Here is a 17,648-nt window from a genome sequence, read left to right on the forward strand (position 1 = left end):
CGAAGACAGTGGCGGACACCAGCGACTTCAAGAACGGCCTCGTGCTGAAGATCGACGGTCAGCTCCAGCAGATCGTCGAATTCCAGCACGTCAAGCCGGGTAAGGGCCCTGCCTTCGTGCGGACCAAGCTGAAGAACGTCGTGTCCGGCAAGATCGTCGACAAGACGTTCAACGCGGGCGTGAAGGTCGAGACCGCGACCGTGGACCGGCGCGACATGACCTACCTTTACCACGACGGCTCGGACTACGTCTTCATGGACGGCGAGACCTTCGACCAGATCTCGATCTCCGAGGCCACCATCGGCTCGAGCGCGCGTTTCCTGCTGGAGAACATGGCGGTGCAGGTCGCGATGCACGAGGGCGCGCCGCTCTACGTCGAGCTGCCGGTCTCGGTCGAGCTCGAGGTGACCCACACCGACATCGGCCTGCAGGGCGACCGGTCGACCGGCGGCACCAAGCCCGCCACCCTGGAGACCGGCGCCGAGGTGCAGGTGCCGCTGTTCATCAACACCGGCGACAAGCTGCGCATCGACTCGCGCGACGGCAGCTACCTCGGCCGGGTCAACGCCTGATCCACGACCTCCGCGGCGGTAGCCGGATTCCCCCGTGGGCGGGACCGGCTACCGCTTCCATGTGTACAGACGGGATGATGTGACTGTGGCCGAACAGCCCGCGGACAAGAAGTCCACGTTCAAGAAGCTCGGCGCCCGGCACAAGGCCCGGCGGCGCGCGGTGGATCTGTTGTTCGAGGCGGAGGCCCGCGACGTCGACGCCGCGGACCTGCTGACCGAGCGCGCCGATCTGGCCACCCGGGACCAGTCGGTCGCCCCGCTGCACGCCTACACCCGCACCCTGGTGGAGGGCGTGGCCGACGAGCTCGAGCGCGTCGACGGCACCATCGAGTCCTATCTGCAGGACTGGACGCTGTCGCGGTTGCCCGCCGTCGACCGGGCGATCCTGCGGGTGGCGGTGTGGGAGCTGTTCCACGCCACCGATGTGCCGCCGGTGGTGGCCGTCGACGAGGCGGTGGAGCTGGCCAAGGAGCTGTCCACCGACGACTCGCCGTCGTTCGTCAACGGGGTGCTCGGCCAGGTCGTGCTGGTGGCGCCGCAGGTGCGCGCCGCGGCGGCGGCGACCAGGGCGCCGCGACAGGAGCCCGAGGCGTGACCAAATATCTCGTGCTGGCGATGCGCACGCCGCGCTACACCGACGCGGTGATCGAACCGCACCGACAGTTCCTGCGCGAGCTGCTCGATGGCGGCCGGCTCGTGGAGAGCGGCAAGTTCTGCGACGGTAGCGGCGGCGCGTATGTGGTGCTCGCCGAGAGCCTGGACGACGCGCGGGCGCTGGCGTTCGCCGATCCGCTGCATGTCACGGGCGCCTCGGAGCTGACCGTGTACGAGTGGGAGATCACCGTCTCCGCCTGAGCGGCAACCGGTTCCGTCCCGTCGGCTCCCGCCGGGGGTGTACGGGACCGGCGGGAGCCCACCGTCCGCCGCTGTGGCGGACGGCGTCGGGAACCACGCCCGGCCCGGAGGGCGCCGAGCGCGACACCGATCCTGCAACCTCGACCGCACTCGAGGTCAAGCCGACGGTCGAGATCGGTCGCGATCGCTGCCGTGAGCCGGGCTCACGACCGGCCTCCCTCACCGAGGGGGTGCGGCCGGTATGTCGGCACGCGGAGTACTCGTACCGCCGATGGCTCCGCCGAACCGGACCCGGTGCGGGAGCCGCCGATCATCGGTCCGCGGTGAGGGTTTCGGGCCGCAGCAGCACACTGCCCAGCGGGCTTCGCGATTCGACCAGCCGGTGTGCGGCCGCGGCCTCGCCGAGGGGCAGGACCGTGTGGACGTGGTCGCGCGGACCGGCCACGGCCTCGGCGAGGACGCGCGGTCCCGCCGCGCCGACCCGCGCCGACCAGTGCGGGCCCGAGCAGCCGACCAGCGTCAGTCCGCGCGCGAGGACATCCGCGGCGCTGATCTGGGCCGGCGCGCCGGAGAGCAGGCCGTAGACCAGCATGCGACCGCGCAGCGGGGTCATCAGGTCGAGCAGGGTGCGGGCGGACTCGCCACCGATGGCGTCGAAGACGACGTCGAGGGTCGTCCCGTCGAGTGCGGAGCGCAGGCGTTCGGGCCAGTCCGGCTCGTTGTGATCGATCACGGTGTCCGCGCCGAGGTCGGCGGCTCGCGCCAGTTTGGCCGCGCCTCCGGCCGTGGCGATGACGCGCGGAACCTCCTGCCTTGGCGTGACGCACCAAGTGGGCGCCGATGCCCGTCGCGCCCGCCTGTACCAGCACCGTTTCGGAACCGGTGAGTGCGGCGGTGTCCAGCAGCACCGTGGCCACGCTGCCCGGCATGAGCAACGCGGCGGCGGTGTCGGTGTCCAGGCCGTCCGGGATCGGCGTGGCGGCCTCGGCCCGCGCCGCCACGTACTCCGCGTAACTGCCGGTGCCGTCGGTATGGGCGACCACCCGGGCGCCCAGCAGCGCGGGATCGGCGCCCGCGCCCACCTCGACGACGGTGCCCGCGGCCTGGAAGCCGAAGACCAGCGGCGGCGCGACCGCGGTCGGGAACTGCCCCGACCGCAGCATCAATTCCGGCCACAGCACTGGGATCGCCTCCGTCCGGACGAGGATCTGCCCCGCGCCGGCGCGCGGCGCCGGTACTTCGGTGGCGACCAGGACCTCCGGTCCGCCGGTTGCCGTCATTACGATTGCCCGCATCGAGAACTCCATAAGTTGACTGTTGGTCCAGTTGATTGTCGAACATATGGACCTGCGGTCAACTTGTCAACGGCCGAGGAGGATGTCATGGCGGAGGGCCGGGCGCGCGAACGCGCCGACGCCGCGCGCAACCGGCGGGCGATCCTGGCCGCCACCAGGGCACTGCTCGCCGAACACGGCGCCGAGGGCGTCACGATGGAACGGGTGGCCGCGGTCGCGGGGGTGGGCAAGGGCACGATCTTCCACCGGTTCGGCAGCCGGGCGGGCCTGCTCCAGGAGCTGATCGCCGAACCCGCGCTGGCGCTGCGGGAAGCGGTCGCCTCCGGACCTCCGCCGCTGGGGCCGGGCGCTCCGCCCGCGGACCGGTTGGTGGCGTTCTTCGCCGCCATGACCGAGCTGGTGGCCGACAACGTCGAACTGGTCGCCGCCTACAACGCGGTCCCGCCGCATCCACGACGCGACGAATTCCACGCGTTCTGGGCCGAGCACGTCACCGACCTGCTGCGCCAAGCGCGCCCCGACATCGACGCCGAGGCGGTCGGCACCCTGCTGTTCGCGGCGCTCGGCGCCGAGCCGGTGGCGGCGATGGTGCGGGCCGGGCAGGCCGAGCGGGTGTCGGCCGCGATGCGCGAGGTGGTGCTGTCGCTGGTCCGCGGCACCTGACCCGACGGGCCCCGCGCCGCCGCCGGATCGGGCCGCGGAACCCGACGCCCGATCGTCCGCGGCCGGGCGCCGCGACCGTGCCGCCCGGACGCTCAATCCTTGTGCGGGACAAGCGTGTTCTGACGCGCGGCGGTCCACCACCGGCCGTTCTCGCGGATCAGCACGTACAGTGCGATCATCGCGGGTTCGCGATCGATGAGCTCGCCGTCGGCGGTCGTCGCGCGGGCGACCTTGTGGGCGAGCGCGACATCGGGCCGCAGGAAGACGATGTCGGTGACGTCGTAGCGCACGTACTGGTCTTTCAGGAAGCCCGCGAGCCCGGCCCGGTTGGCCGCCAGCAGCGCCGCCCGGCCCGAGATCCGGGTGCCGACCGCGTTCACCACGGTCGCGTCCGGGGTGAAGTCGGCGGTCATCAGCTCGGCGTCGTTGGTGTTGTAGGCCGTCTCGACGCGCTCGATGATGCGGCGGATCTCGGTGATGTCGGCGGTGTGGTCGTGATCGTCGTGCTGGACGACGCGCGGCGCGGTGCTCTCGATGGTCATGCCCTCAGGCTGGTACCTGAACCGCGCTCGAGGTCAAGCGCCGTCACAGCACGCCGCGTGGACGGAACTGGACGCTGATGCGCGGGCCGACCGGTTTACGGGTCTTGGGCACCGCGTGCTCCCAGGTGCGCTGGCACGACCCGCCCATCACGAGCAGGTCGCCGTGCCCGACCTCGAAGCGCAGGCTCGTGCCCCCGCCCCGCGGTCGCAGCGCCAAGGCGCGGGGTGCGCCCAACGAGACGATCGCGACCATCGTGTCGTGGGTACCGCCGCGGCCGATGGTGTCACCGTGCCAGGCGACGCTGTCGCGACCGTCGCGGTAGAAGCACAGGCCCGCGGTGCGGAAGGGCTCGCCGAGTTCGGCCGCGTAGTGCTCGCTGAGTGCGGCACGGGCCTCGGCGAGCACCGGATCGGGCAGCTCGGCCTGTTCGGGGTAGTGGCACAGCAGGCGGGGGACATCGACGACGCGGTCGTACATCGGGCGCCGCTCGGCCTGCCACGGCACGTCCCGCACCAGTCGGTCGAAGAGGATGTCCGCGCCGGTGAGCCAGCCGGGCAGCAGGTCGATCCACGCGCCCCGGCCGAGGATCGTGCGGCGTGCGGCGGCGAGCGGGCCGAGTTCGACCTCGCCGAATCCGTCGAGCAGGGAACCCTGCAACCATGCCGTCACCTGCACGATCCTACCGCCATTCGAACATATGTGCACACGGCGCTGGTAGCGGAAATCGGTCTGTGCCGTTCCGCCGCCGCGGGCGGGATGGTTCGCCTACCGTCGAAGGGACGGCCGAACGGGGAGGGATCGCGATGACGGGTACGGCGCCGCGGGCGGGTGTGGCGATGACGGCGATCGGCGTCGCGGTCATCCGGGCGCGCGAGTCCGCCCGACCCGACCGGCTCTACGACGATCCGCTGGCCACGGTGTTCGTGGCGGCGGCCCGCGCCCAGTTCGTCGGCACTCCCGACGGTGACGACCGCTGGGCGAGCATGCTCGATCTCGCCGATGCCTTCTACGAGGGCCGCACGGTCAGCGTGCGGCTCGTCGACGACGGTGTGCGCGCCGCGAGCGCGGCGGGCTGCGCGCAGTTCGTCCTGCTCGGCGCGGGTTTGGACACCCGCGCATTCCGGATGCCGTTGCCCGCGCACGCGCGGTTCTTCGAGATCGACCTGCCGGAACTGTTCGCGTTCAAGGAATCCGTGCTGGCCCAGGCCGGTGCGCGTCCGGTGTGCGAGCGGATCGTGCTCCCCGCCGATCTGCGCGGAGACTGGGGTGACGCCTTGCGGGACAGCGGATTCCGGCCCGAGGTGCCCACGCACTGGATCGATGAGGGAGTGCTCGCCTATCTCGGTACCGATGCGGCCTGGGCGGTCGCCGACACCCTCACCGAATTGTCCGCGCCGGGCAGCACCTTCGAGGTCGGGCGTTTCGTGGTGCCCTCGGCGGAACCGAAGTACGCGGCGTTGCGGGAGCTGGTGCGCGGCGGGCGGCGGTCGTCGGGGACGCCGGGGCTCGGCCCCGACGCGGAGGCCGGCTTGGCCGAGCGCGGCTGGCGCACCAGCTTCCGGTCCTGGGACGAGCTCATCGCGCCGCTCGGCCGCGGGGAGGCCACCGGCGATCTGGCCGCGGGCCTGCTGTTGGCGGTCAAGCGCTGACGTGCACCCGCTCACACTCGCCGCGTGGGGCAGCTCACAGCGCGTGTACCTGGTGAAAGCGCTGTCCGGAGCGCTGTTAGGCTGCTTGCCGTAAGACATCCTTTAACGGACCGTCCGGTGAGGCGGGGAAGGAGGTCGGCATGGCTGTGCCCGGAGATCGGGCCGCCAAGTCCGCCGAGCAGTCGCAGCGGCACACACCCGAATGGGTGGCCGCCGGGCGGGAGCTGTTGTCGGCTTCCGATGTCGGCAGGACCGTCGCGCGGATGGCGCATCAGATCATCGAGAAGACCGCGCTGGACGCGGGCGACGCCGGCGCTCCGCGGGTGGTGCTGATCGGCATCCCGACCCGCGGCACCACGTTGGCCGCGCGGCTCACCGACAAGATCGAGGAATTCTCCGGCGTGCGCCCCGCCCTCGGCTCGCTGGACATCACCCTGTACCGCGACGATCTGCGCACCCGGCCGCACCGGCCGCTGGAACGGACCTCCGTGCCCGAGGGCGGCATCGAGGACGCGCTGGTGGTGCTGGTCGACGACGTGCTCTTCTCCGGACGCACGGTGCGCTCGGCACTGGACGGCCTGCGCGATCTGGGCAGGCCGCGCGCGGTGCAGCTGGCCGTGCTGGTCGACCGCGGCCACCGCGAGCTGCCGATCCGCGCCGACTACGTGGGCAAGAACGTGCCCACCTCCCGCAGCGAGGACATCTCGGTGCTGCTCACCGAGCACGACGGTCGCGACGGCGTCTACCTCCACCACGAGGAGGGCTAGCCGGTGCGACATCTGCTGAGCGTGACCGATCTGGATCGCACCGCCGCCACCGAACTGCTCGACGAAGCCGAACGCTTCGAACAGGCGCTGCTCGGACGCGAGGTGCACAAGCTGCCGACGCTGCGCGGACGCACCGTGATGACGGTCTTCTACGAGAACTCCACGCGCACCCGGGTGTCCTTCGAGGTGGCGGGCAAGTGGATGAGCGCCGACGTCATCAACGTCAGCGCGAGTTCGTCCTCGGTGTCCAAGGGTGAGTCGCTGCGCGACACCGCGCTCACCCTGCACGCCGCGGGCGCGGACGCGCTGATCGTGCGCCATCCCGCCTCCGGCGCCGCCCATCAGATCGCGCGGTGGATGGACGGGTGGGCGCGCGAGTCGGGCCGCTCCCACGGTCCGGCGATCGTCAACGCGGGCGACGGCATGCACGAGCACCCCACCCAGGCCCTGCTGGACGCGCTGACCCTGCGGCAGCGCCTCGGCGACATCGAGGGCAAACGGGTGGTCATCGTCGGCGACATCCTGCACAGCCGGGTCGCCCGCTCGAACGTCTTCCTGCTGCACACCCTCGGCGCGGAGGTGGTGCTGGTCGCGCCGCGCACGCTGCTGCCGGTGGGCGTACAGAGCTGGCCGGCCCGCGTCTCCCACCACCTCGACGCCGAACTGCCCGGCGCCGACGCGGTGCTGATGCTGCGGGTCCAGGCCGAACGCATGAACGGCGGGTTCTTCCCGTCGGCGCGGGAGTACTCGGTCAACTACGGCCTCTCCGAGCGCAGGCTCGCGCTGCTGGCCGAGCACGCGGTGGTGATGCACCCCGGGCCGATGCTGCGCGGCATGGAGATCGCCTCCGCGGTCGCGGATTCGCCGCAGGCCGCCGTCCTGCAGCAGGTGACCAACGGTGTGCACCTGCGGATGGCGGTGCTGTTCCGGCTGCTGGTCGGGGCGCAGGAGGCGATCGCGTGAACGGCGGGGCACACGACCGGGAGGAGCGGGCATGAGTGGACTGTTGATCAAGGGCGCCGTCCTCTACGGCGAGGGTGAGCCGGTCGACGTCTTCGTCGACGAGGGCGAGATCCGCCAGATCGGCACGGACCTGGGCGTGGTGGACGCCGAGATCGTCGAGGCGCGCGGCCAGGTGCTGCTGCCCGGCTTCGTCGATCTGCACACCCACCTGCGCGAGCCCGGCCGCGAGGACACCGAGACCATCGAGACGGGCTCGGCCGCGGCCGCGCTGGGCGGCTACACCGCGGTGTTCGCGATGGCGAACACCAACCCGGTGGCCGACTCGGTGGTCGTCACCGACCATGTGTGGCGGCGCGGTCAGGAGGTCGGCCTGGTCGACGTGCACCCGGTGGGCGCGGTGACGGTCGGACTGGCGGGCAAGCAACTGGCCGAGATGGGCACGATGGCCGCCGGGGTCGGCGGGGTGCGGATGTTCTCCGACGACGGGCACTGCGTCTACGACCCGCTGATCATGCGCCGCGCGCTGGAGTACTCGAACTCCCTCGGCGTGCTGATCGCCCAGCACGCCGAGGAGCCGCGACTGACCAAGGGCGCGGTCGCCCACGAAGGCCCGACGGCGGCGCGCCTGGGGCTCGCGGGCTGGCCGCGCGCGGCCGAGGAGTCCATCGTGGCCCGCGACGCGCTGCTGGCCCGGGACGCGGGCGCGCGTGTGCACATCTGCCACGCCTCCACCGCGGGCACCGTCGAGCTGGTGAAATGGGCCAAGGCGCAAGGTATTTCGATCACCGCCGAGGTCACCCCGCACCACCTGCTGCTGGACGACTCGCGACTGGAGACCTACGACGCGGTCAACAAGGTGAACCCGCCGCTGCGGGAGGCCTCCGACACGGCGGCACTGCGCGCGGCGCTGGCCGAGGGCATCATCGATTGCGTCGCCACCGACCACGCCCCGCATGCCGAGCAGGACAAGTGCTGCGAGTTCGCCGCCGCCCGCCCCGGCATGCTCGGTCTGGAGACCGCCCTGTCGATCGTCGTCGAGACGATGGTGCGGCCCGGGCTGCTGGACTGGCGGGGAGTGGCGCGGGTGATGAGCGAGCGGCCCGCCGAGATCGTCGGCCTCGACGACCAGGGCCGTCCGATCGCGGTCGGCGAGCCCGCCAACCTGGTGCTGGTGGATCCGGACGCGACATGGACGGTGCGCGCGAGCGAGCTGGCCAGCATCTCGAACAACACCCCGTTCGAGGAGATGACCTTCCCGGCCAGGGTGACCATGACACTGCTGCGCGGACGGATCACCGCCCGTGCCGGTCGCGCGGCGCAGCCGCAGGGCGCGGGAGGTGCGTGATGGAACGAACACTGTGGGTGCTGGGTTGCCTGGTGCTGTTCCTGCTCGGCCTGTGGCTGATGTACCGGGGGTGGCAGAACCGGGCCGCGCGCCAGGCCGAGCGCATCGGCGAACTGCCGCCGGTGCCCGCCGAGCTGGGCGCGCAGTTGCTGGAGCCGACCACCGGCCTGTACCTGGGCAGCACCATCGCACCCAGCTGGCAGGACCGGATCGCGGTCGGTGATCTCGGGTTCCGCGCCACCGCGGAACTGACGAAGTTCGAACGCGGAATTCTGCTCGAACGCAGCGGCGCCGCGGCCATCTGGATTCCGAGCGAATCCGTGACGGCCGTGCGCACCGAACGCGGACACGCGGGCAAAGTGATGACGGAAGATGGAGTGCTGGTAATTCGCTGGAAGCTGCCGACCGGAACCGAGATCGATACCGGGTTCCGCGGCGACGACAAGACGGTGTACCCGGCGTGGGCCGCGTCGATGACGGGAGAAGAGGAGAGATGAGCGCAGACACTGCAGCCGCCCTGGTGCTCGAGGACGGCCGGGTGTTCCGCGGCACGGCCTACGGAGCGGTCGGGCAGACCCTCGGTGAGGCGGTGTTCTGCACCGCGATGACCGGGTACCAGGAGACCCTGACCGACCCGAGCTACCACCGCCAGATCGTGGTGGCCACCGCGCCGCAGATCGGCAACACCGGCTGGAACGACGAGGACGACGAATCGCAGCGGATCTGGGTCGCCGGATACGCGGTGCGCGATCCCGCGCGCCGGGTCTCCAACTGGCGCGCCACCCGGTCGCTGCCCGACGAGCTGGACCGCCAGGGCATCGTCGGCATCGCCGGCATCGACACCCGTGCCCTGGTGCGCCACCTGCGCACCCGCGGCTCGATGAAGGCGGGCATCTTCTCCGGCGCCGCCCTCGCCGACGCCGAGGAACTGCTGGCCCGGGTGACCGGGCAGCCCTCGATGCTGGGCGCCGACCTGGCCGAGGAGGTCAGCACCGACGGGGTCTACACGATCGAGCCGACCGGCGATCACCGGTTCACCGTCGTCGCCGTCGACCTCGGCATCAAGACCAACACCCCGCGCATGTTCGCCCAACGCGGTATCCGGGTACACGTCGTGCCCTCGACCACCTCGCTCGACCAGGTGCTGGAGCTGAAGCCGGACGGGGTCTTCCTGTCCAACGGGCCCGGCGACCCGGCCACCCAGAACGACGCGGTCGCGATCACCCAGGGCGTGCTCGAACGCGGCGTGCCGCTGTTCGGCATCTGCTTCGGCAACCAGATCCTGGGCCGCGCGCTGGGCCGGGAGACCTACAAGATGAAGTTCGGCCACCGCGGCATCAACATCCCGGTCGTCGAGCACGAGACCGGCCGCATCTCGATCACCGCGCAGAACCACGGGTTCGCGCTGGAAGGGGAGCGGGGCGAGCAGTTCGACACCCCGTTCGGCCGCGCCGAGATCAGCCACGTGTGCGCCAACGACGGCACCGTCGAGGGGGTGCGCCTGCTCGACGGTCGCGCCTTCTCGGTGCAGTACCACCCCGAGGCCGCCGCGGGTCCGCACGATGCCGCATATCTGTTCGACCGCTTCGCCGGTCTCATGGAAGGAGCCTGATGCCACGCCGCGAGGATCTGAAGCACATCCTGGTGATCGGCTCGGGCCCGATCGTCATCGGCCAGGCCTGCGAGTTCGACTACTCCGGCACCCAGGCGTGCCGGGTGCTCAAGTCCGAGGGCCTGCGCGTGTCGCTGGTGAACTCGAACCCGGCCACGATCATGACCGATCCCGAGTTCGCCGACGCCACCTACGTCGAGCCGATCACCCCCGAATTCGTCGAGAAGGTCATCGCCAAGGAGCGCCCCGACGCGATCCTGGCGACCCTCGGCGGGCAGACCGCGCTCAACACCGCGGTCGCGCTGCACGAGCGCGGCGTGCTGGAGAAGTACGGCGTCGAACTGATCGGCGCCGACTTCGACGCCATCCAGCGCGGTGAGGACCGGCAGAAGTTCAAGGACATCGTCGCCAAGGTCGGCGGTGAGAGCGCCCGCTCGCGGGTCTGCTTCACCATGGACGAGGTCCGCGAGACCGTCGCCGAACTGGGCTTCCCGGTCGTCGTGCGGCCCTCGTTCACCATGGGCGGGCTCGGCTCGGGCATGGCCTACAACGACGAGGACCTGGACCGGATCGCCGGTGGCGGCCTGGCCGCCTCGCCGACCGCCAACGTCCTGATCGAGGAGTCCATCCTCGGCTGGAAGGAATACGAGCTCGAGCTCATGCGCGACGGCCGCGACAACGTCGTGGTGGTCTGCTCCATCGAGAACGTCGACCCGATGGGCGTGCACACCGGTGATTCGATGACCGTCGCGCCGGCGATGACCCTCACCGACCGCGAGTACCAGAAGTTGCGCGACCTGGGCATCGCCATCCTGCGCGAGGTCGGTGTCGACACCGGCGGCTGCAACATCCAGTTCGCGGTGAACCCGCGCGACGGCCGCCTGATCGTCATCGAGATGAACCCGCGCGTGTCGCGGTCCTCGGCGCTGGCCTCCAAGGCCACCGGCTTCCCGATCGCGAAGATCGCGGCCAAGCTGGCCATCGGCTACACCCTCGACGAGATCGTCAACGACATCACCAAGGAGACGCCGGCCTGCTTCGAGCCGACGCTGGACTACGTGGTGGTCAAGGCGCCGCGGTTCGCGTTCGAGAAGTTCCCGGGCGCCGATCCCACGCTGACCACCACCATGAAGTCGGTGGGCGAGGCGATGTCGCTTGGTCGCAACTTCGCCGAGGCGCTGGGCAAGGTGCTGCGGTCGCTCGAGACCAAGGCCGCCGGTTTCTGGACCCAGGACGACGGCCCGTGGGCGCCGGCCGACGGTGACGTGGCCGGGGCGATCGAGAAGATCCTCGCCGACCTGCGTGTCCCGACCGAGGGCCGGATCTACCAGGTGGAGCGGGCGCTGCGGCTCGGGGCGAGCATCGACGACGTCGCCGCCGCCTCGGGCATCGACCCGTGGTTCGTGGCCGAGGTCGCCGGGCTGGTGGAGCTGCGCCGCGAGATCCTCGACGCGCCGGTGCTGGACGAGCCGCTGCTGCGGCGGGCCAAGTACCACGGCCTGTCCGACCGGCAGCTGGCCGCGCTGCGCCCGGAGCTGGCCGGGGAGAGCGGTGTCCGCGCGCTGCGGCACCGGCTCGGGGTGCGCCCGGTGTACAAGACCGTCGACACCTGCGCCGCCGAGTTCGAGGCCAAGACGCCCTACCACTACTCGGCCTACGAGCTGGATCCGGCCGCGGAGTCGGAGGTGGCGCCGCAGCGCGAGCGCGAGAAGGTCATCATCCTGGGGTCGGGCCCGAACCGCATCGGCCAGGGCATCGAGTTCGACTACTCCTGCGTGCACGCCGCGCAGACGCTGTCGGCCGCCGGCTACGAGACGGTGATGGTCAACTGCAACCCCGAGACCGTCTCCACCGACTACGACACCGCCGACCGGCTCTACTTCGAGCCGCTCACCTTCGAGGACGTGCTCGAGGTCTACCACGCCGAATGCGAGTCGGGCACCGTCGCCGGTGTGATCGTGCAGCTCGGCGGGCAGACCCCGCTCGGCCTGGCGCAGCGGCTCACCGAAGCCGGGGTGCCGGTGGTCGGTACCAGTGCCGCCGCCATCGACCTGGCCGAGGACCGCGGCGAGTTCGGTGACGTGCTGGTCGCCGCCGGGCTGCCCGCGCCGAAGTACGGCACCGCCACCACCGTCGAGCAGGCCAAGAAGATCGCGGCCGGGATCGGGTATCCGGTGCTGGTGCGCCCGTCCTACGTGCTCGGTGGCCGCGGCATGGAGATCGTCTACGACGAGAAGTCCCTGGAGGGCTACATCTCCCGTGCCACCGAACTCAATCCCGAGCACCCGGTGCTGGTCGACCGGTTCCTCGAGGACGCGATCGAGATCGACGTGGACGCGCTGTGCGACGGGGACGAGGTCTACCTCGGCGGTGTGATGGAGCACATCGAGGAGGCCGGCATCCACTCCGGCGACTCGGCGTGCGCGCTGCCCCCGATCACCTTGGGCCGCAGCGACATCGAGGCGGTGCGCCGCTCCACCGTCGCGCTGGCCAAGGGCATCGGGGTGCGCGGCCTGCTGAACGTGCAGTACGCGCTCAAGGACGACGTGCTCTACGTGCTCGAGGCCAATCCGCGCGCCAGCCGCACGGTGCCGTTCGTCTCCAAGGCCACCGCGGTGCCGCTGGCCAAGGCCGCGGCCCGGATCATGCTCGGCGCCACCATCGCCGAGCTGCGCAAGGAGGGCATGCTGCCGGAGACCGGCGACGGCGGGCACGTGCCGCTGGAGGCGCCGGTGGCGGTGAAGGAGGCGGTGCTGCCGTTCCACCGCTTCCGTCGCGCCGACGGCAGCGGCGTGGACTCGCTGCTCTCGCCGGAGATGAAGTCGACCGGTGAGGTGATGGGCATCGACGCCGATTTCGGCACCGCCTTCGCCAAGAGCCAGACGGCCTCCTACGGCTCGCTGCCGACCGAGGGCACCGTGTTCGTCTCGATCGCCAACCGCGACAAGCGGGCGATGGTGTTCCCGGTCAAGCGGCTGCACGACCTCGGGTTCCGCATCCTGGCCACCGAGGGCACCGCGGAGATGTTGCGGCGCAACGGGATCCCGTGCGAGCGGGTGCGCAAGCACTCCGAGCCGGGCCCGGCCGACGAGCCGACGATCGTGGAGCAGATCCGCGACGGCGAGGTCGACATGGTGTTCAACACCCCGTACGGCAACTCCGGTCCGCGCGTGGACGGCTACGAGATCCGCACCGCCGCGGTGGGTGTGAACATTCCCTGCATCACCACGGTGCAGGGCGCGGCGGCCGCGGTGCAGGGCATCGAGGCCAGCATCACCGGCGGCATCGGCGTGCGGTCCCTGCAGGAACTGCACTCGGCACTGCGCGGGTGAGCGGGCACGGTGGCGGCGTGACCGGGTTCGGTACCCGGTTGCGCGCCGCGATGGACCGCTTCGGTCCGCTCTGCGTCGGCATCGACCCACATCCGCCGCTGCTGGCGGACTGGGGGCTGACCGACGACGCCGAGGGTCTGGAGCGCTTCGCCGAGATCTGCGTGGAGGCCTTCGACGGCACCGTCGCGCTGGTGAAGCCGCAGGTCGCGTTCTTCGAGGCCTACGGCTCGGCGGGCATCGCCGTGCTCGAACGCACCATCGAGGTGTTGCGTGCCTCGGGCACCCTGGTGCTCGCCGACGCCAAGCGCGGTGACATCGGCTCCACCATGGCCGCCTACGCCCGCACCTGGCTCGGCGACGGACCGCTGGGTTCGGACGCGGTGACGGTGTCGCCGTATCTCGGATTCGGGTCGCTCGACCCGGCGCTGGAGCTGGCCGCGGCGGGCGGTCGGGGGGTGTTCGTGCTGGCCGCGACCTCCAATCCGGAGGGCGCGCAGGTGCAGACCGCCGTAGGCGCCGGCGGTCGCAGCGTCGCTCAGACGATGGTCGACGAGGTCGCGGCCCGCAACGCGGGTGCGGAGTTCGGGTCGGTCGGCGTCGTGGTCGGCGCGACCCTCACCGCCGCGCCGGAGCTGGCCGGACTCAACGGCCCGATCCTGATGCCCGGCGTGGGGGCCCAGGGCGGTGGTCCCGCATCCGTGCGGGAGCTGGTGCCCGCGGACCTGCTTCCGGCGGTCGTGCCCAACGTCTCCCGCGAGGTGCTGCGGCACGGCCCGTCGGTGTCGGCCCTGCGCGAGCGGCTGGCCGCGCTTCAGGAGGACTTCGCGTTCCTGCGGAGGTGAGCAGTCCGCCCCGGGTCGGACCGGGGTTTGAAACGGCGCCGGAGTGGGTACAGGCCGTCGTGCTGCCCGCTGAACGGCGTTCTCCAGCGTCAACGCGGCTGGATCGATTCCGGGGTGCCCGGCGGCGCGTGCGCGCCGCACAGCGGCCGGCGGCCGCCGCGTCCTCCGACAGCCCCCGGGTGCCCGGCGCCCGGGGGCTGTTCGTCGTGCCCGGGCACCGTCCCGCCCCTCGAGACATGTGTTCGATGCGACACGCGGACGAAGTGTGCGACACGCGGGCGATTCGCAGAAAGTTCCTGGTCGGAGGCTGATTGGTTGCCGGGCGCGCCCGGCCTGCTGTCGCTATCTGTGGGCAAACCGGGCGGCGTCTGAGAAAAACGCTGGTAGCGGCGTTTTCGGTGAAATCGGGAGTACGATCGCGGCTGTGACCGGAGCGCGCCGCGCATCCGGCCCCGCTCGCCCTTACGGCATGCGGAATCATGCGCTGACCTGGGGGGTGGGTTCGCAATCGGCGGACGTCGTGGGTACGGTCGCTGAGACCGTCGGCTCACCGGCGGTCAGTTGAAGCAATGAACGATGAGACGGAGGAACCGTGGCCCTTCCCCAGCTGACTGACGAGCAGCGCGCCGCTGCTCTGGAGAAGGCGGCTGCCGCTCGCCGCGCTCGGGCGGAGCTCAAGGAGCGCTTGAAGCGTGGCGGCACCGACCTGAAGAGCGTCCTCGCCGATGCCGAGACCGACGAGATCCTCGGCAAGATGAAGGTGTCGGCGCTGCTGGAGGCACTGCCCAAGGTCGGCAAGGTCAAGGCGGCCGAGATCATGAGCGAGCTGGAGATCGCCCCCACCCGCCGGCTGCGCGGACTCGGTGATCGGCAGCGCAAGGCGCTGCTGGCCCGGTTCGACTTCGACGCCTGATTCCGAGGGTGGTCGAACACACGCGGAAGGGTCGGCTGGTCGTGCTGGTCGGCCCCTCGGCCGTGGGGAAATCGACGGTCGTGCGGTGCGTGCGGGAACGCCTGCCCGAACTGGTCTTCAGTGTGTCGGCGACAACCCGGGCCCCCCGGCCCGGGGAGGTCGACGGCCGGGACTACCGGTTCGTCACCCGGGCCGAGTTCGACGCCATGATCGAGGCCGGTGAACTGCTCGAATGGGCGGAGATCCACGGCGGGTTGCAGCGCTCGGGTACCCCTGCCGCCCCGGTGCGCGAGGCACTGGCGGCGGGCAAGAACGTGCTGCTCGAGGTGGATCTCGAAGGGGCGCGCTCGGTGCGCAAGGTCATGCCGGAGGCGCGGCTGGTCTTTCTGGCCCCGCCGAGCTGGGACGAACTCGTCGCCCGGCTCACCGCGCGCGGCACCGAAACACCCGAGGTGATCGCGCGCAGGCTGGAGACCGCCAGGATCGAACTCGCCGCCTGTGACGAGTTCGACAACGTCATCGTGAACGACGAGGTGACCAGCGCCTGCGAGCAGTTGGTATCGTTGTTCGTTAGCACAAATTCGAGATAGTGCCCGGTCCGGCGGCCGCCGCGTGCCGGCCGCCGACTCGGATCGCGATACCCATCCGCGATACCGACCGAGACACCCACCGAAACAAGCACCCACCGACAAGCCGCAGGAGCCTCACGAGTGAGCGACACCAAGACCGCGCCCGCGTACGACACCCCGATCGGTCTGACCAACCCCCCGATCGACGAGCTGCTCGAGCGCACGTCGTCGAAGTACGCGCTGGTCATCTACGCGGCCAAGCGGGCACGGCAGATCAACGACTACTACAACCAGCTCGGCGACGGCATCCTCGAATACGTCGGCCCGCTGGTCGAGCCCGGCCTGCAGGAGAAGCCGCTGTCGGTCGCGCTGCGCGAGATCCACGCCGACCTGCTCGAGCACTCCGAAGGCGAGTGACTCCTCCTCGGCGCCCCGCCGAGGACCGCATGAACACGGAGGCGTAGTGAGCACACGCATCGTCGTCGGCGTCGGCGGCGGGATCGCCGCCTACAAGGCCTGCGCGTTGATCCGGCGGTTCACCGAGACCGGTCATCAGGTCCGGGTGATCCCCACCGAGTCGGCGCTGCAGTTCGTCGGCAAGGCCACCTTCGAGGCGCTGTCCGGGAATCCGGTGCACACCGACGTGTTCACCGATGTACCCGAAGTGCCGCACGTCCGGCTCGGGCAGGAGGCCGACCTCGTCGTCATCGCCCCCGCCACGGCGGACCTGATGGCCCGCGCGGCACACGGCCGCGCCGACGACCTGCTCACCGCCACCCTGCTCACCGCCCGATGTCCGGTGCTGTTCGCGCCCGCGATGCACACCGAGATGTGGGAGCACCCCGCCACCCAGGCCAACGTCGAGACCCTGCGCAGGCACGGCGCCGTCGTGATGGAGCCCGCCTCCGGCAGGCTCACCGGCACCGACACCGGCCCGGGCAGGCTGCCGGAGCCGGAGGAGATCTTCGGCCTCGCGTCGCTGCTGCAGGAACGGCAGGACGCCGTGCCGCGCGACCTGGTCGGCCGCCGCCTGGTGATCACCGCGGGCGGCACCCGCGAACCGCTGGACCCGGTCCGGTTCCTGGGCAACCGCAGCTCCGGCAAACAGGGCTATGCCCTGGCCAGGGTGGCGGCCCAGCGCGGTGCGCAGGTGACCCTCATCGCGGGCAACACCATCGAGATGGCGGCGCCCGCCGCGGTCGAGCTGGTGCACATCACCACCGCCGAACAGCTCAAGACCGCGGTCGACAAGCACGCCGTCGGCGCCGACGCGGTGATCATGGCCGCGGCGGTGGCCGATTTCCGGCCGACCAACGTCGCGGCCGCCAAGATCAAGAAGGGTGCCGGCGAGCCGGACGTCATCCCGCTGACCAAGACCGACGACATTCTCGCCGGGCTGGTCCAGTCCCGCCGGGACGGCCAGCTGCCCGGCACCGCGATCGTCGGGTTCGCCGCCGAGACCGGCGACGAACACGGCGATGTGCTCACCCACGCGCGGGCCAAGCTGGCCCGCAAGGGGTGCGATCTGCTGGTGGTCAACGCCGTGGGCGAGGGCAAGGCCTTCGAGGTGGACACCAACGACGGCTGGCTGCTCGGCGCCGACGGCACCGAACAGGCGCTCGACCACGGTTCCAAGGCGCTGCTGGCCAGCCGGGTACTCGACGCGCTGGCGCCCCTGCTGCGCTCCTGAGCGGTGAAAGACGGCGGCCCCCTGGTTGTTTCGGTGAA

At 71.0% G+C, this 17,648-nt stretch carries 19 protein-coding genes and 1 pseudogene; 16 read left to right on the forward strand and 4 right to left on the reverse strand.

The window, feature by feature from the left end:
* The first annotated feature begins 8 nt into the window (after positions 1-8).
* From efp to AMO33_RS02020, 3 genes are all read left to right on the forward strand, one after another.
* Positions 9-572, forward strand: coding sequence for an elongation factor P (efp, locus tag AMO33_RS02010; RefSeq protein ID WP_011210165.1), 564 nt, complete (start codon positions 9-11; stop codon positions 570-572).
* An 85-nt stretch (positions 573-657) separates the two neighbouring features.
* Entirely contained in the window at positions 658-1,167 is a 510-nt protein-coding gene (nusB, locus tag AMO33_RS02015) for a transcription antitermination factor NusB (protein WP_011210164.1), read from the forward strand.
* The gene (locus AMO33_RS02020) at positions 1,164-1,427 is read left to right on the forward strand and encodes a YciI family protein (protein ID WP_011210163.1); all 264 of its coding nucleotides are present in this window, start codon (positions 1,164-1,166) and stop codon (positions 1,425-1,427) included. Before nusB ends, AMO33_RS02020 begins: the two co-directional genes overlap by 4 nt.
* Before the next feature lie 310 nt (positions 1,428-1,737).
* Here AMO33_RS02020 and AMO33_RS32465 read toward each other — a convergent pair whose 3' ends face one another.
* Complete coding sequence (locus AMO33_RS32465; RefSeq protein WP_314826567.1) at positions 1,738-2,220, reverse strand: zinc-binding dehydrogenase; 483 nt, start codon at positions 2,218-2,220, stop codon at positions 1,738-1,740.
* A 229-nt stretch (positions 2,221-2,449) separates the two neighbouring features.
* A pseudogene (locus AMO33_RS32810) lies at positions 2,450-2,734 on the reverse strand (alcohol dehydrogenase catalytic domain-containing protein); the annotation flags it as partial.
* Between the two features lie 75 nt (positions 2,735-2,809).
* Between AMO33_RS32810 and AMO33_RS02030 the strand changes: the two are divergent.
* The gene (locus tag AMO33_RS02030; protein WP_060590125.1) at positions 2,810-3,385 is read left to right on the forward strand and encodes a TetR/AcrR family transcriptional regulator; all 576 of its coding nucleotides are present in this window, start codon (positions 2,810-2,812) and stop codon (positions 3,383-3,385) included.
* 92 nt (positions 3,386-3,477) lie between these two features.
* Here the strand turns inward: AMO33_RS02030 and AMO33_RS02035 are convergent, their stop codons facing one another.
* Complete coding sequence (locus AMO33_RS02035; protein WP_060590127.1) at positions 3,478-3,927, reverse strand: SgcJ/EcaC family oxidoreductase; 450 nt, start codon at positions 3,925-3,927, stop codon at positions 3,478-3,480.
* Positions 3,928-3,970: 43 nt separating this feature from the next.
* The gene (locus tag AMO33_RS02040) at positions 3,971-4,597 is read right to left on the reverse strand and encodes an alpha-ketoglutarate-dependent dioxygenase AlkB (RefSeq protein ID WP_060593245.1); all 627 of its coding nucleotides are present in this window, start codon (positions 4,595-4,597) and stop codon (positions 3,971-3,973) included.
* Positions 4,598-4,731: 134 nt separating this feature from the next.
* Between AMO33_RS02040 and AMO33_RS02045 the strand changes: the two genes are divergently transcribed.
* The 12 genes from AMO33_RS02045 to coaBC all read left to right on the forward strand — a co-directional run bounded on the left by AMO33_RS02045 (position 4,732) and on the right by coaBC (position 17,610).
* The gene (locus tag AMO33_RS02045) at positions 4,732-5,577 is read left to right on the forward strand and encodes a class I SAM-dependent methyltransferase (RefSeq protein ID WP_060590129.1); all 846 of its coding nucleotides are present in this window, start codon (positions 4,732-4,734) and stop codon (positions 5,575-5,577) included.
* A gap of 140 nt (positions 5,578-5,717) precedes the next feature.
* On the forward strand, positions 5,718-6,344 hold the full coding sequence (gene pyrR / locus AMO33_RS02050; RefSeq protein WP_060590131.1) for a bifunctional pyr operon transcriptional regulator/uracil phosphoribosyltransferase PyrR: 627 nt from the start codon (positions 5,718-5,720) through the stop codon (positions 6,342-6,344).
* Between the two features lie 3 nt (positions 6,345-6,347).
* A complete protein-coding gene (locus AMO33_RS02055) occupies positions 6,348-7,307 on the forward strand; it encodes an aspartate carbamoyltransferase catalytic subunit (RefSeq protein ID WP_011210156.1) in 960 nt (319 codons plus the stop codon).
* Between the two features lie 31 nt (positions 7,308-7,338).
* A complete protein-coding gene (locus AMO33_RS02060) occupies positions 7,339-8,652 on the forward strand; it encodes a dihydroorotase (protein ID WP_011210155.1) in 1,314 nt (437 codons plus the stop codon).
* Positions 8,652-9,149 carry a PH-like domain-containing protein gene (locus tag AMO33_RS02065; RefSeq protein ID WP_041560241.1) on the forward strand — a complete coding sequence of 166 codons (498 nt, stop codon included), beginning with the start codon at positions 8,652-8,654 and terminating at the stop codon, positions 9,147-9,149. Before AMO33_RS02060 ends, AMO33_RS02065 begins: the two co-directional genes overlap by 1 nt.
* Entirely contained in the window at positions 9,146-10,264 is a 1,119-nt protein-coding gene (gene carA, locus AMO33_RS02070) for a glutamine-hydrolyzing carbamoyl-phosphate synthase small subunit (protein WP_011210153.1), read from the forward strand. The genes AMO33_RS02065 and carA overlap by 4 nt, the downstream gene beginning before the upstream one ends.
* A complete protein-coding gene (gene carB / locus AMO33_RS02075) occupies positions 10,264-13,596 on the forward strand; it encodes a carbamoyl-phosphate synthase large subunit (RefSeq protein WP_060590133.1) in 3,333 nt (1,110 codons plus the stop codon). Before carA ends, carB begins: the two co-directional genes overlap by 1 nt.
* Before the next feature lie 17 nt (positions 13,597-13,613).
* Positions 13,614-14,438: an orotidine-5'-phosphate decarboxylase gene (gene pyrF / locus AMO33_RS02080; RefSeq protein ID WP_060590135.1), complete on the forward strand. Its 825-nt coding sequence runs from the start codon at positions 13,614-13,616 to the stop codon at positions 14,436-14,438.
* Between the two features lie 592 nt (positions 14,439-15,030).
* Entirely contained in the window at positions 15,031-15,351 is a 321-nt protein-coding gene (gene mihF / locus AMO33_RS02085) for an integration host factor, actinobacterial type (protein ID WP_011210150.1), read from the forward strand.
* An 8-nt stretch (positions 15,352-15,359) separates the two neighbouring features.
* Entirely contained in the window at positions 15,360-15,941 is a 582-nt protein-coding gene (gene gmk / locus AMO33_RS02090) for a guanylate kinase (RefSeq protein ID WP_011210149.1), read from the forward strand.
* 120 nt (positions 15,942-16,061) lie between these two features.
* Positions 16,062-16,337, forward strand: coding sequence for a DNA-directed RNA polymerase subunit omega (gene rpoZ, locus AMO33_RS02095; protein ID WP_011210148.1), 276 nt, complete (start codon positions 16,062-16,064; stop codon positions 16,335-16,337).
* 46 nt (positions 16,338-16,383) lie between these two features.
* The gene (gene coaBC / locus AMO33_RS02100; protein ID WP_011210147.1) at positions 16,384-17,610 is read left to right on the forward strand and encodes a bifunctional phosphopantothenoylcysteine decarboxylase/phosphopantothenate--cysteine ligase CoaBC; all 1,227 of its coding nucleotides are present in this window, start codon (positions 16,384-16,386) and stop codon (positions 17,608-17,610) included.
* Positions 17,611-17,648: the final 38 nt, after the last annotated feature.

This window comes from Nocardia farcinica, assembly GCF_001182745.1.
GTDB lineage: Bacteria > Actinomycetota > Actinomycetes > Mycobacteriales > Mycobacteriaceae > Nocardia > Nocardia farcinica.